Raw genomic sequence first — 13,384 nt, 5'->3', positions numbered from 1 at the left:
GGATGATGCCGGCGGTGGCGAAGCGGCGCTCGGCGCCGAGATAGATGTTCTGGCCGACGGTCAGGTTCGGCAGCAGCGACTGCTCCTGGAACACCATCCCGATGCCATGGCGGGCCGCATCGGTCGGGCCCTTCAGCGTCACCGGCTTGCCGTGCAGCTCGATCGTGCCGGAATCCGGCTGGTAGACGCCGGCCAGGATGCGCATCACCGTCGACTTGCCGGCACCGTTCTCGCCGATCAGGCCGACCACCTCGCCCGGCCTCACCTCGATGGTGACGTCCTTCAGCGCCTGCACGCCGGGGAACGACTTGACCACGTTGCGCAGCGCCAGCACCGGCATGTCGGCGGCGGCGGTCATTTCACGATCCTCGCCCGGATCCGGTCGACCGACAGCGCCACCGCTACGACGATCAGCCCGCCCTGCACGATCTGCTGGACGTAGGGCGAGATGCCCATCAGCACCATGCCGTTGGCCAGCACCACCACGATCAGGGCGCCGACCAGCGTGTTGAGCACGCCGCCGGAGCCGCCCATCAGCGCGGTGCCGCCGACCACCACCGCGGTGACGGTGGTGAACAGACGGTCGTTGCCGATCAGCGCGAAGGCCGAGCCCTGCTGCGCCACCGCCATCACCCCGCCCAGGCCGTAGAACACGCCGGCGATGGTGAAGGTGATCACGCGCACCGCGCGCACCTTGATGCCGGTCAGCTCGGCCAGGTCCTCGCCGCCGCCGATGGCGAAGATGTAGCGGCCCAGCCGGGTGTAGCGCTGAATCACATAGGCGATGCCCAGCGCCAGCAGCGCCACCCACACCTGGTACTTGAAGCCGAACAGCCGCTCCAGCGACAGCGCCCGGATCATCTCGTCGTTCACCCGCACCTGGATGCCGCCCAGGATGGCGTTGCCCATGCCGACGCCGACGAACCACATGCCCAGCGTGGCCATGAACGAGGGGATGCGCAGGCCGACGTGGATCACGCCGTTGACGAAACCCATCGCCGCGCCGATGCCCAGCACGGCCAGCACGCCGAGCAGGCCGAAGTCGTTGCCGTTGGCGCCGTTCAGCACCAGCAGGCTGACGATCACCGCCGAGAAGGCGAGCACGCCCTCGACCGACAGGTCGATCGACCCCATCACGATGATGAAGGTGACGCCCAGCCCCAGCACCAGCGGGATCGAGGCGGCATCGGCGATGCGCGAGAGATTGCCGAACGAGAAGAACCTGTCGTTGGCCAGTCCGATCAGCAGGCACAGCAGCACCAGCACGATGACCGGCGCCCACGGGCCGATCCGGCGGCGCAGCCGGCGCCAGCGCTCGCCGGCGTCTTCGTCGCCGGCCGCGGCCGTCGCGCTCATCGCCGGACGCCCGGTCGGGCGTCCGGCCGCCTCGCTGCAGCCTGGTGCGGATGTCCTGCCATTGTCAGCCGTCGTTTGCGGCGCGGGCGCCCGCCGGCCGCCGCCCGTTGCTGGCGGCCGGCCGGGCCCGCGTCGTCGCGTGCGGATTCAGGCGGTCAGTTGTACTGGATCTGGCCGCTGACCCGGCCCCAGATGTCCTCGAAATCGATCGAGGGCGAGGCCAGCACGTTGTTGTCGTAGAACTCCTGCGCGTTTTCCGCGGTCACCACGATGCCGGTGCCGTAGAACTCGCGGTGCTCCTGCGGCTCGGCCGCCGGGTCGAAGGTGCCGAGCTTGGCGTGGTAGCCGATCGACAGGCCGATGCTGCCCTGCCAGAACGGGTCCCAGGCCACGGTGCCGGAGAATTCGCCGGCCAGCACCGCCTCGACCGCCAGCTGGATGCCGTCGATGCCGCAGACCGGGACCTGCCCGGCCAGACCCTCGGAGCGCAGCGCCTCCAGCGCCGCCAGGCCCATGCCGTCGTTGGCCGCCCAGATGCCCTTGATGTCGTCGCCGAAGCGGGTCAGCCACGCGCTGGTGATCTCCAGCGCCTTGTTCGGGTCCCAGTTGGCGGTCTGGAAGTCGAGCAGTTCGACGTCCGGATTCTCCGCCAGCGCCTGGTCGAGACCGGCCTTGCGCTCGATCGCCGGCACGTTCGACAGGATGCCGCCCAGCGCGACGATTCCGCCGGACCCGCCCATCTGCTTGATCAGCGATTCCGCCATCGCCTTGCCGGCCGGCACGCCGCTGAACGAGATGTGCGAGACGTAGTTCGGGTTGAAGTCCCACGGATGCAGGTCGTCGGGCTTGTTCCACTGGGTGACGCAGTAGACGCCGGCCTCGGTGCAGGCCTCGACGATCGGGCGCGCGTCCGAGCTTTCGTTCGGATCGACGTTCAGCACCATGTTGCCCTCGGTGCGCGCGATCATCGCCCGGATGTCGGCCACGCCCTTCTCGCTGTCGCCCTCGGTGACCAGAGTGACGTACTCCGCGCCGGCCCAGGCCGCGAACGCCTCGCCGCCCTGGTTCCAGGTGGCGTGATAGGGGTTCGACAGCGAGCGGATGGAGTTCACCACCGTCGGCTTGGCCTGGGCGCGCAGCCGGCGCGGCGCGATGCCGCCCAGGGCGAACGCGCCGGAGGTTGCCGCTGCCCCTTGGAGCAGGCGGCGGCGGCTGAGCCGCCGGCTCTGATACTGCGCACGAATCTGGCTGACGATGTCGGACATCTGTTGCTTCCTCCCCAGGATGCAGCTCTGCTTATGCAGTAACCGGTTAGTTATATACGCGTATCGGCGCCGCCATGCAAGGCGGCTCAGGGACCGGCGCCCGGCATCCTCGCGCGTTCGCGGGGCGGGAGCAAGCGCGGCCGCACGGACACGCCCTGCGGGAACGCCGGCCGCCGCCCCTGCCGCCGCGGGCGCGGCGGGGAAAGGCCTTGACACACGAAGCCAAAGACGGACTGTAACCGGACAGTTAGCGTCATGCCGGCCGTCGGGTGCCGGGCCGCGATTGCGGTCTGCCGGTCCCTGACGGTCGGGAATGACCTCATACAAGAGAGTGTCCGGCTGTGATCGAACCGGGCCGGAATAGCGTGGAGGAGGAGACGGAATGCGGAAATCGTACCTGACGCGGCGCGTGCTGGGAGGCGCCACGGCGGTCGGCCTGATCGTCGCGGCCGGCGCGGCCCTGGCCCAGGACAAGCCCTATGAAGGCATCGTCGTCAACATCCTGACCCGGCCGGGTCCGGTGATCGCGGGCCGCCTGGCCGAGCGCGGCGTCGAGTTCCAGGAAATGACCGGCGCCGAGATCCGGGTCGCCGAGGTGCCGTTCGCCGAACTGTTCCAGAAGATGCTGACCGACTGGTCGACCGGCACCAACTCCATCGACGTCGGCGTGTTCAGCTCGGCCTGGGGCGTCGAGCTGGCCTCGCTCGGCCTGATCGAGAACCTGGACGACTACATCGCGGCGGACGACAAGATCGATGTCATGGACATCGCGCCCTACTTCCGCGAGTACAACCAGAAGGTCGGCGGCAGCACCTACATGCTGACCATCGATGGCGACTTCCAGATGCTGTACTACCGCACCGACGTGCTCGCCGATCTGGGCATGGATCCGCCCCGGACCTGGGACGAGTACATGGCGATCGCCGCGGCGGCCGACGGCAAGGACCTGAACGGCGACGGCGAGGCCGACTACGGCTCGTGCATCTTCAAGAAGCGCAGCGCCCAGTCCTACTTCGCCGTGCAGTCGATCGCGGCCGCCTTCGTCCAGACCCAGGGCACCGGCCAGGGCATCTACTTCGACACCGAGACCATGACCCCGATCATCGACAACGAGGCATGGGCCGAGGCGTTCCGCATCTACAAGGCGACCGGCGAGTACGGCCCGCCGGACGAGCTGAACCAGGATATCGGCGACACCCGCGCCCTGGTCCAGGGCGGCCGCTGCGCGCTGATGATCGACTGGGGCGACATCGGCCCGCTCTCGCTGGAAGAGGCCGGCGCGCCGATCCGCGACAAGGTGGGCGCGGTGATCATGCCGGGCACCAGCCGCGTGCTGGATCGCGCCACCGGCGCCCTGGTCGACTGCACGCCGGAGATCTGCCCCTACGCCACCGACGGCATCAACTTCGCCCCGTTCGCGGCGTTCGGCGGCTGGTCGGGCGCCATCAACGCGGCGGCCGACGACGACGTGAAGCAGGCGGCCTACGACTTCCTGTCGTACATGAACCAGGCCGCGCAGTCGAACTACGACGTCACCCAGGGCTGGACCGGCTACAACCCGTACCGCAACTCGCAGTTCGAGAACCTGCAGCCGTGGCTCGACGCGGGCTTCAGCCAGGCGGCGGCCGAGAACTATCTCGGTGCCATCTCCACCAGCCTGAACCACCCGAACATGGCCTCTGACATCCGCATCCCGGGTGCGCAGGAATACACCGGCGTCATCCTCGACCGCGAGCTGGCCCGCTTCCTGGCCGACGAGATCACGGCCGAAGAGGCGGTGGCCAACATCCAGGCGGCCTGGGAAGAAGTGACCGAGGACCTCGGCCGCGACGACCAGCTCGAGATGTACAAGGCCTCGCTCGGCATCACCAACTGACCGACCGCCGAACGAGGATAATCCACCGTGGCGCAAGCCATGATCGATCGGCCGGGGCCCATGGTCCCGGCCGAATCCTTACCCACCCGGACGTTGGCCGTCAGGCTGAGCGAGTGGCTGGACACGCAGTCGCGCTCGCTGTTCATCGGCCCGGCGGTGCTGCTGATCCTGGTGTTCTCGATCTTCCCGCTGGTCGCCTCGCTGGTGATCGCGCTGACGCGGTTCCGCCTGTTCAGCTTCGAGAACCGCCGCATGGTCTGGCTGGACAATTTCGGGCGCCAGCTGTTCGGCTCCGGCCAGGACACCGTGGTCGGCCGGTTCGGCGAGATCAGCATCCTCGGCTGGATCGCCATCGTGGCGTCCGCCGCCCTGATCCTGTGGTGGATGGCCCGCTATATCCGCGCCGAATTCAGCGTGATCGGCTTCGTCGGGCGGCTGATCACCGCCGCGGCGCTGTTCGGCATCGTCCTGCTGTTTTCCGCCAGCACGCTGAGCGGCTACCAGTTCGGCTCGATCGGCATGACGCTGTTCTACGTCTTCGTGGGCTGCGGCGTGCAGTTCGTCATCGGGCTCGGCCTCGCCTTCCTGTGTGCGCAGCAGATCAAGGGCCGCACCTTCTTCCGCGTGGTCTTCTTCATCCCGCTGATGATCACGCCGATCGGCGTCGGCTATGCCTTCCGCATGATGGCGGACACCAACCTGGGACCGCTGGCGCCGCTGTGGCAGTGGGTCGGGCTGGGCGAGTTCGCCTGGTCGAGCGACCCGTGGGCGGCACGCGCCTTCATCATCATCGGCGACAGCTGGCAGTGGATCCCGTTCATCTTCGTGGTCATGCTCGCCGCGCTGGAGAACGTGCCGCGCGACTTCGTCGAGGCCGGTGAGGTCGACGGCGCCAGCCGTTGGCAGATCTTCCGCGAGATCACCTGGCCGCAGGTCATGCCGGTGGCGGCGACGGTGCTGCTGATCCGCATGATCGAGGCCTTCAAGATCGTCGACCTGCCGCGGATCATGACCTCCGGCGGCCCCGGCACGGCGACCGAATCGATGACGCTGACCGCATTGATGCTGTGGTGGTCGCCGGACCTGAACGAGTCGGCGGCGGTGGCCTATCTGCTGCTGTTCATCACCGTGGTGGTCTGCGTCTCGTTCTTCAATCTCGTCGTGCTGCGGCACGTCAGGAAGGCGGCATGAGCGACACGCACCAGAACGGCGGCGGGCGCAGCCTGTGGCAGCGCCTGTTCGAGCCGCCGGCGATCGGCCGGGCGGCGCCCGGCAGCCGGATCATCGTCTATACGCTGCTGATCGGCTGGACGATCTTCGTCCTGTTCCCGATCTACTGGCTGGTGATCACGTCGTTCAAGACCCGGACCGACTACATCAACGGCCCGTTCTTCCTGCCGTTCGTCGACTTCCAGCCCAGCCTGCACGCCTGGACCGATCTGCTGGTCACCGACTGGAAGGACACCATCGGCGCCTACGTCAACTCGCTGGTGATCGCGCCGGCCTCGACCGTGCTCTCTGTCATCGTCGGCTCGATGGCGGCCTATGCGCTGGCGCGCATCGAGTACAAGCCGAAGTTCGGCAGCATCGTGCTGTTCGTGCTGCTGACCGCCGCCGCGGTCGTCGTCGCCGACTACGCGCTGCTCGACTGGTGGGTGGCGTTCGCCATCGCGATGGCGCTGTTCTTCTTCCTGCTGAAGGCGGTCGGCCGCCACTTCAGGCGCCGGCTCTCCAACGGCGACATCCTGTTCTGGATCATCTCGCAGCGCATCCTGGCCCCGATCGTGGTGATCGTGCCGATCTACCTGATGTTCAAGGAACTCGGCCTGATCGACAACCACATCGCGCTGATCCTGGCCTATTGCGTCATCAACCTGCCGATCGTGGTCTGGCTGATGTACGACTTCTTCAACTCGATCCCGATCGACCTGGAGGAGAGCGCGCAGCTCGACGGCGCGTCGCGCGTGCGCACGTTCTGGGAGGTGGTGCTGCCGCTGTCGCGGCCGGGCCTGGCGGCAACGGCACTGCTGGTGCTGATCCTGGCCTGGAACGAGTATCTGCTCGCCGTCTTCCTCTCCACCACCCACGCCCAGACCATGCCGATCCTGGTCGCGGCGATGAATGCCGGCGAGAAGGGCATCCTGTGGTGGTCGATGTCGGTGGTGATCATCGTGATGATCATCCCGGTGGTGCTGCTGGCGCTTGTGCTGCAGCGCTTCATTTCCAAGGGCGTATTGCTGGGGGCGGTCAAAGGATGAGTGTAGCGGAGGCGATGGCGCCCGGAACCGAGAGCCGCAGCCGGCACGCCAAGCGCCTGGCGATCGACGGTCTGAACAAGTGGTTCGGCTCCGTCCACGTGGTCAAGGACCTGAACATCGCGGTCGAGCCCGGCGAGTTCCTGGTGCTGCTGGGGCCGTCCGGCTGCGGCAAGACCACGGCGCTGCGCATGATCGCGGGGCTGGAGCAGGCCAACTCCGGCAGCATCCACATCGGCGACGCCGACGTCACCGAGATGTTGCCGAAGTACCGCGACATCGCGATGGTGTTCCAGTCCTATGCGCTGTACCCGCACAAGACGGTGGCGGAGAACATCGGCTTCCCGCTGAAGGTGCGCGGCATCGACAGGGCGGCGCGCGACGCCGCGGTGCGCGATGCGGCGGCGCAGGTGCACATGGAGACCCTGCTCGACCGCTATCCGCGCCAGCTGTCCGGCGGCCAGCGCCAGCGCGTCGCGCTGGCCCGCGCCATCGTGCGCCGGCCGTCGATCTTCCTGATGGACGAGCCGCTGTCGAACCTGGACGCCAAGCTGCGCGGCTTCATGCGTGCGGAGCTGAAGCACATGCAGCACGAGCTCGGCACCACCACGATCTACGTCACCCACGACCAGATCGAGGCGATGACGCTGGCCCACCGGGTGGCGATCATGAACCACGGCGTGCTGCAGCAGCTGGGCACGCCGCGCGAGGTCTACAACAACCCCGCCAACATGTTCGTCGCCGGCTTCATGGGTTCGCCGCCGATGAACTTCGTCCGCGGCCGGGTCGGCGACGGCCGCTTCACCGCGCCCGGCATCGACCTGCCGGTGCACGGCAGCTGGGCCGGCCAGGCCGTGCTCGGCTTCCGGCCCGAGGACGCGGTGGTGGTTTCCGCCGCAGAGGGGACCTTCGCCGCCCGGGTCTATGCCGCCGAGCTGACCGGCGACGTCACCCTGGTCACGGTGGCGCTGGGCGAGGACCACCTGGCGATCAAGATGCCGAAGGAGTTCGAGGTCGGCTTCGACAGCGACGTCGGCATCGGGCTGAACATGGACCACTGCTTCCTGTTCGACGCCGATTCGGGCGAACGCCTGCAGGCGACCCTGGCCGCGCCCGCCGCCTGAACCGCCCCCGCTGCGGTCAGGCCTGCGCCCAGCGGCTGGCCAGCGCGCAGTCGAACAGGATGTCGCCGCCGTCGAGCGAGACCACGTCGATCGCGGGCCGCAGCGCCTCGGTCAGCCCGTCGATCGGCGGCAGGGTCAGCCCGGGCATGCCCGAGCCGATCAGAATCGGCGCCAGCAGGATGTGCAGCCGGTCGACCGCATGCGCGGCGACGAAGGCCGACAGCGTGGTCGCCCCGCCCTCCACCAGCAGCCGCCGATAGCCCCGCGCGAACAGCGCCTCCACCACCGCCGCCGGCGCGATCAGGCCGGTCACCGGGTCGGCCGGCAGGCCGAGCGCGTTGGCGTCGCCGGCGCGCTCCGGGGCGGTGACCCGGATCGGCGCCGGCCCGCCGTCGTGCAGGCAGCGCGCGCCCTGCGGCATCCGCCCGCGCGGGTCGATCACCACGCGCTGCGGCTGCCGGCCGTTGCAGCGGCGCACGGTCAGCTGCGGGTCGTCGTGCAGGATCGTGCTGACCCCGACCACGACGGCATCGACCGCGGCGCGCAACCGGTGCAGATGATCGAGCGCCGCCGGGCCGTTGATGTAGTGCGACTGGCCGGTGGCGGTGGCGATGCGGCCGTCCAGCGACTGGCCGATCTGGCCGACGACGAACGGCCGTTCGGCCGGCGCGCCGGCGATCAGGGCGATTGAGCTTTCGGCCGGGTACGGCATCGTGGTTTCCGTCGGCGCCGGATGCGGCGGCATGGGTCCCATGGTGAGGCTGCAGAATTGCGGCGAATCTGCGGCGGTCAGGGCGGCGTGCCGCCGTCCTCGCCGCCATCCGCCGCCGCGGCGATCGCTGCAAGAAAGGGGCCGGCGAACTCGCGCAGCTTGGCGGCGCCGACGCCGTGGACCGCGGCGAACTCCGCCTCGGTCCGCGGCCGCCGCGCGGCCATGTCGGCAAGCGAGCGGTCGGCGAAGATCACATAGGCCGGCACGCCGCGGGCCCGCGCCAGCTCCAGCCGCAGCGCCTTCAGCCGGTCGAGCAGCGCCGTATCGGCGCCCGACAAGGCGTCGGCGACCGCCGGCCGGCCGCGCGGCGTTCGGCCCTTTTCGCCGCCGCGCATGGTGTCCGGGCGATAGCGGAACGTCGCCTCGCCGCGCAGCAGCGCCGCGCCTTGCGGCGTCAGCGCCAGGCCGCCGAAGCCCTGGACGTCGATGCGCAGGAAACCGGCCGCGACCAGCTGGCGGACCAGCGTGTGCCAGTCGGCCTTGCTGCGACCGGCGCCGCTGCCGAACGCCGGCAGCCGGTCATGGCCGGCGGCGACCGCCTTGTCGGTGGCGGTGCCGCGCAGGATGTCGACGATGTGGGCGGCGCCGAACCGCTGGCCGCTGCGCTGCACCGCCGACAGCGCCTTCTCGGCCTCGGCCGTGCCGTCGACCATCTCCACCGGATCCAGGCAGATGTCGCAGTTGCCGCAGGCGGTCGCCGCCTCGCCGAAATAGTCGAGCAGCACCACCCGCCGGCAGGCCGGGGATTCGCAATAGGCGACCAGCGCGTCCAGCCGCTTGTGCTCGCGCCGCTTGCGGGCGTCGGACGAGTCCTCGCGGTCGATGAACATCCGACGCATGCGGATATCGTCCAGGCCATAGAGCATCAGCACCTCGGCCGGCGCGCCGTCGCGGCCGGCCCGTCCGATCTCCTGGTAATAGGCCTCGACGCTGCCGGGCAGGTCGGTGTGGCAGACGAAGCGGACGTCCGGCTTGTCGACGCCCATGCCGAAGGCGATGGTGGCGACGACGACCAGCCCGCGCTCGGTCATGAACGCGTTCTGGTTGGCCTCGCGCGCCGACTTTTCCATGCCGGCGTGATAGGGCAGCGCACGGATGCCGTTGTCGGCGAGGAACGCGGCGGTCTCCTCGGTCTTGCGCCGCGACAGGCAATAGACGATGCCGCTGGCGCCGTCCTGCGCACGCACGAAGCCGAGCAGCTGGCGCTTCCAGTCGCGCTTGGCCGACACCGCCAGCCGCAGGTTGGGCCGGTCGAAGCCCAGCACATGCGCCTCCACCCGCCCGCCGAACAGCTTGTCGGCGATGTCCTCGCGGGTGACCGCGTCGGCGGTGGCGGTCAGCGCGGCGATCGGCACGCCGGGAAAACGCCCGCGCAGCTCGCCCAGCGCTTCGTATTCCGGCCGGAATGCCGGCCCCCACTGCGAGATGCAATGCGCCTCGTCGACCGCGATCAGTCCGACCGGCAACCGCTGCAGCGCCGCCAGCATGCGCTCCGTCATCAGCCGCTCCGGCGCCATGTACAGCAGCCGGGTCTCGCCCGCCGCCGCGCGCCGCCAGGCGGCGACGTTGTCGGCGCGATCGCGCGACGAGTTGATCGCGTCGGCGGCGACGCCGGCCAGTTTCAGCGCGGCGACCTGGTCCTGCATCAGCGCGACCAGCGGCGAGACCACGATGGCGAGCCCGCCGCGCACCAGCGCCGGCAACTGGAAGCACAGCGACTTGCCGGCTCCGGTCGGCATCACCGCCAGCACGTCGCGGCCGTCGAGCAGCGCATCGACCACCGGCTCCTGGCCCGGCCGGAACGCGTCGAAGCCGAACACCGCCTTCAGCACCTGGAACTTGGCGTCGTCGGGCCGCGCCCGCGGGACCGGCCGGCTCATCGCCGTCCGCTCCCGCATGCGACAGCCGAACGTCGGGCCGGACGCGTCACTGCGACGGCGGGGTCGGCCGCAACACCCCGCGCACGTCGCGGCGCGGCGGATCGTCCTGCTCGGGCAGCGGCGCGAAGGCGTGGGTCCGGTCGATATGCGTGGCGGTGCGGAACGGGTCGTCGCAGCCACCCCTCGGGTCGGAGGCACCGTGCGCGGCCGCGTGGGCGGCCAATGCGCCGGCACCGACGGCGCCGAGCGAGAACCTTGCCTTCACGACTCCCTCCACTGCTGCACGCGCCACGCATGCCCGCCCGGCGCACGGCCGGCGCGGCAGCATCCGCCGCGGCTGATTCAAGGTCCTAGAATAAGGCCGGCCGCGCCGCCCGCAAGCCGCGCCCGCCGAGCTTGCGGCAAGTTCATCGGCGGCGCCGCGCCGGGCCGGTGGAATCGCGCAGCGCGATCTCCGACGGCACGGTAACGCTGCGCGGCGACGGGCCCGCCTCGCCGCGCAGGCGCCGCAGCAGCAGGTCCGCGGCATGCCGGCCGACCAGCTCCATGTCGCGATAGATCACCGTCACCGGCGGCGACATCAGCGATGCCAGATAGGGGTCGTCGGCGCCGACGAACGACACGTCGCCGGGAATCGCGATGCCGCTGTCGCGCAGCGCCTGGTAGGCGCCCAGGGTCAGCTGGTTGGCGCCGGCGATCAGCGCCGTCGGCGGGTCGGCCGACGCCATCATCGCCAGCGTGACCTGGCGGCCGAACGCGATCGACTGGTCCTCGGCCCAGATCAACGCCCGGTCGACCGGCAGATCGCAGCCCGCCATCGCCTCGACGAAGGCCTCGACCCGCGCCCGACCGGGCCAGATCGCGCGCGACGGCGCGATCAGCGCGATGCGGCGATGGCCGAGATGGGCCAGCTGCTGGACGATGGTGCGCATCGCGCCGTGATGGTCGCTGTAGACGCAGTCCACCGCCACGCCGCACTGGCGGTCGATCAGCACCACCGGGATCGGCGACGCCGCCAGGGCGGCGGCCACCGACGGGTCGGTATCGTCGGCCAGCGCCGCGATCAGCCCGTCGAACATCTTGTGGTTGCCCATGGCCAGCACGTCGCGCTCGATCGCGGTCTGGAAGTCGGTGTTGAACAGCATCAGGTGATAGCGGTCCCGCGCCAGGTGCCGCTCGACCGCCAGCGAGACCACCGCATTGGTCATGTTGGTAATGTCCGGCAGCATGAAGCCGATGCGCCGGGTGCGCTGGGTGCGCATCGACTGGGCGGCGGCATGCGGCGCATAGTCCAACGTGCGCATCGCGCGCAGCACCGCCTCGCGTTTCTCCGCACGGACGTTGCCCTGGCCGTTCGCCACCCGCGACGCGGTCATCGGCGACACGCCGGCCAGCCGGGCGACATCCTTGATCGTCGGTTTGCCGTTCTTCATTTCTGGTAACGTTACCATTTCGATGGATTTTGACAATCGGCGCGGCACCGCGGGGCCGCGCGAGAGCATCGCACGGCGTGGGTTACCGCCGGTTGTCCTGACATCACATCGCGTCTTGACTCGCGAAGGCCTCCTCAGCCAAGCTGGTAACGTTACCAAGTGGCCATTTGTGGCGCACCGTGCGACGCGGCAGGCCCGTCGCCCCGACCGGGGCCGGGCGCGGGCCGGTCGGGCGTCTGCGATCCAGGATGACCGCCAACAAGACGGCCCGGCCCCGGTCCCGCAAGACCCCTGCCGCCGGGTGCAACAGTGGGAGGAAGTCTCGATGTCGCTTACTCGGCGTTCGTTTACCGTGGGCACGCTGATGTCGCTGGGCGTGGCCGGCATGCCGATGTTCGTGCGTGCCCAGGGCGGCAAGACCGTCGCCCTGCTGTTCGACAGCCTGGTGTCGCCCTTCTGGGTCAGCGGCATCGAGATCATGCGCGAGAAGGCCGCCGCGGCGGGCTGGACCACGCTGGAGGCGATCTCCGACTTCGACGACAACAAGCAGTTCGAGCAGGTCAAGGCCATGATCGAACGCCAGGTCGACGGCATCCTGATCATCCAGACCGATGCGAATGCGGTCATACCCGCCATCCGCGCCGCCAACGAGGCCGGCATCCCGATGGTCCATTTCAACCGGCCGCCGGCGGAGAACGAGTATTATTCGGTCGCGATCCAGGCCGACAACCGCAAGATCACCCAGGACACCGTGCAGTTCATGGTCGACGAGGCGCGGCGGATCGGCGGCAGCTACAAGGCCGCGATCCTGATCGGCGACCTGGGCGACGTGAACGCGATCCAGCGGCGCGACGGCTTCTTCGACATCGTCGACCAGAACACCGACATCATCGAGGTGGTCGCCCGCATCGCGACCGAATGGAACGCCGACAAGGCCTTCGCCGGCCTGACCAACGCGTTCCAGGCCAACCCCGACATCAACTTCCTGTTCACCTCGTCCGACTTCCTGCACCCGCAGATCCAGCAGGTGCTGCGCGTCGCCGGCAAGTGGCACAAGCGCGGCGAGGACGGCCACGTCATCTTCGGCGCCTTCGACGGCGACGCCACCGCCTATCAGCTGCTGGTCGACGGCTATCTCGACGCCGACGGCGTGCAGAACCTGTTCCTCGAAGTGGACATGGCGTTCGGCGCGTTCGAAGAGATGTGGGGCGGCGGGCAACCCGAAAAGCTGCTGCTCGACCCGGGCTTCGTCATCACCGCGGGCAACCTCGAGGAGGTCCGCGACGAGATGTGGGGCTACGTCGTCTGGCAGAAGGAAAACGGCTGACCGGACCCGGCGCGCGGCCCCGTCCGCGCGCCGCCTCGGGCCGCTTGCCATGTCCGCTGACCCGGTGACCCGCACGGCGCCCGGCCGGCCGCCCCG

Annotated in this window: 12 protein-coding genes; 5 read left to right on the top strand and 7 right to left on the bottom strand. The window is 69.4% G+C overall.

The features are described from left to right. The 3 genes from R3F55_05990 to R3F55_05980 all read right to left on the bottom strand — a co-directional run. Nucleotides 1–358: ATP-binding cassette domain-containing protein (locus R3F55_05990; protein ID MEZ5666972.1), on the bottom strand; the 358-nt coding region annotated here is incomplete at its 3' end. Next, nucleotides 355–1,356: an ABC transporter permease gene (locus R3F55_05985; protein ID MEZ5666971.1), complete on the bottom strand. Its 1,002-nt coding sequence runs from the start codon at nt 1,354–1,356 to the stop codon at nt 355–357. The genes R3F55_05985 and R3F55_05990, both read right to left, overlap by 4 nt. 155 nt (nt 1,357–1,511) lie before the next feature. Continuing rightward, nucleotides 1,512–2,621 carry a sugar ABC transporter substrate-binding protein gene (locus tag R3F55_05980; protein ID MEZ5666970.1) on the bottom strand — a complete coding sequence of 370 codons (1,110 nt, stop codon included), beginning with the start codon at nt 2,619–2,621 and terminating at the stop codon, nt 1,512–1,514. Between the two features lie 382 nt (nt 2,622–3,003). Between R3F55_05980 and R3F55_05975 the strand changes: the two genes are divergently transcribed. The 4 genes from R3F55_05975 to R3F55_05960 all read left to right on the top strand — a co-directional run bounded on the left by R3F55_05975 (nt 3,004) and on the right by R3F55_05960 (nt 7,876). Further along, on the top strand, nt 3,004–4,497 hold the full coding sequence (locus tag R3F55_05975) for an extracellular solute-binding protein (GenBank protein MEZ5666969.1): 1,494 nt from the start codon (nt 3,004–3,006) through the stop codon (nt 4,495–4,497). A 93-nt stretch (nt 4,498–4,590) separates the two neighbouring features. Further along, nucleotides 4,591–5,688 carry a sugar ABC transporter permease gene (locus R3F55_05970; GenBank protein MEZ5666968.1) on the top strand — a complete coding sequence of 366 codons (1,098 nt, stop codon included), beginning with the start codon at nt 4,591–4,593 and terminating at the stop codon, nt 5,686–5,688. Next, entirely contained in the window at nt 5,685–6,755 is a 1,071-nt protein-coding gene (locus tag R3F55_05965; protein ID MEZ5666967.1) for a carbohydrate ABC transporter permease, read from the top strand. The genes R3F55_05970 and R3F55_05965 overlap by 4 nt, the downstream gene beginning before the upstream one ends. Beyond that, the gene (locus tag R3F55_05960; protein ID MEZ5666966.1) at nt 6,752–7,876 is read left to right on the top strand and encodes an ABC transporter ATP-binding protein; all 1,125 of its coding nucleotides are present in this window, start codon (nt 6,752–6,754) and stop codon (nt 7,874–7,876) included. Before R3F55_05965 ends, R3F55_05960 begins: the two co-directional genes overlap by 4 nt. Nucleotides 7,877–7,892: 16 nt before the next feature. Here the strand turns inward: R3F55_05960 and R3F55_05955 are convergent, their stop codons facing one another. The 4 genes from R3F55_05955 to R3F55_05940 all read right to left on the bottom strand — a co-directional run bounded on the left by R3F55_05955 (nt 7,893) and on the right by R3F55_05940 (nt 11,961). Beyond that, complete coding sequence (locus tag R3F55_05955) at nt 7,893–8,588, bottom strand: RibD family protein (protein ID MEZ5666965.1); 696 nt, start codon at nt 8,586–8,588, stop codon at nt 7,893–7,895. Nucleotides 8,589–8,665: 77 nt separating this feature from the next. Further along, nucleotides 8,666–10,528 carry a DNA helicase RecQ gene (recQ, locus tag R3F55_05950; GenBank protein ID MEZ5666964.1) on the bottom strand — a complete coding sequence of 621 codons (1,863 nt, stop codon included), beginning with the start codon at nt 10,526–10,528 and terminating at the stop codon, nt 8,666–8,668. A gap of 46 nt (nt 10,529–10,574) precedes the next feature. Next, nucleotides 10,575–10,793: a hypothetical protein gene (locus R3F55_05945; GenBank protein ID MEZ5666963.1), complete on the bottom strand. Its 219-nt coding sequence runs from the start codon at nt 10,791–10,793 to the stop codon at nt 10,575–10,577. A gap of 142 nt (nt 10,794–10,935) precedes the next feature. Further along, nucleotides 10,936–11,961 carry a LacI family DNA-binding transcriptional regulator gene (locus R3F55_05940; protein ID MEZ5666962.1) on the bottom strand — a complete coding sequence of 342 codons (1,026 nt, stop codon included), beginning with the start codon at nt 11,959–11,961 and terminating at the stop codon, nt 10,936–10,938. 325 nt (nt 11,962–12,286) lie between these two features. Between R3F55_05940 and R3F55_05935 the strand changes: the two genes are divergently transcribed. Next, nucleotides 12,287–13,288, top strand: a complete 1,002-nt coding sequence (locus R3F55_05935; protein MEZ5666961.1) for a sugar ABC transporter substrate-binding protein — start codon at nt 12,287–12,289, stop codon at nt 13,286–13,288. Nucleotides 13,289–13,384: the final 96 nt, after the last annotated feature.

Source organism: Alphaproteobacteria bacterium, from assembly GCA_041396705.1.
GTDB lineage: Bacteria > Pseudomonadota > Alphaproteobacteria > CALKHQ01 > CALKHQ01 > CALKHQ01.
The sequence above is the reverse complement of the archived record's forward strand: the minus strand, read 5'-3'. Positions and strand labels throughout refer to the sequence as shown.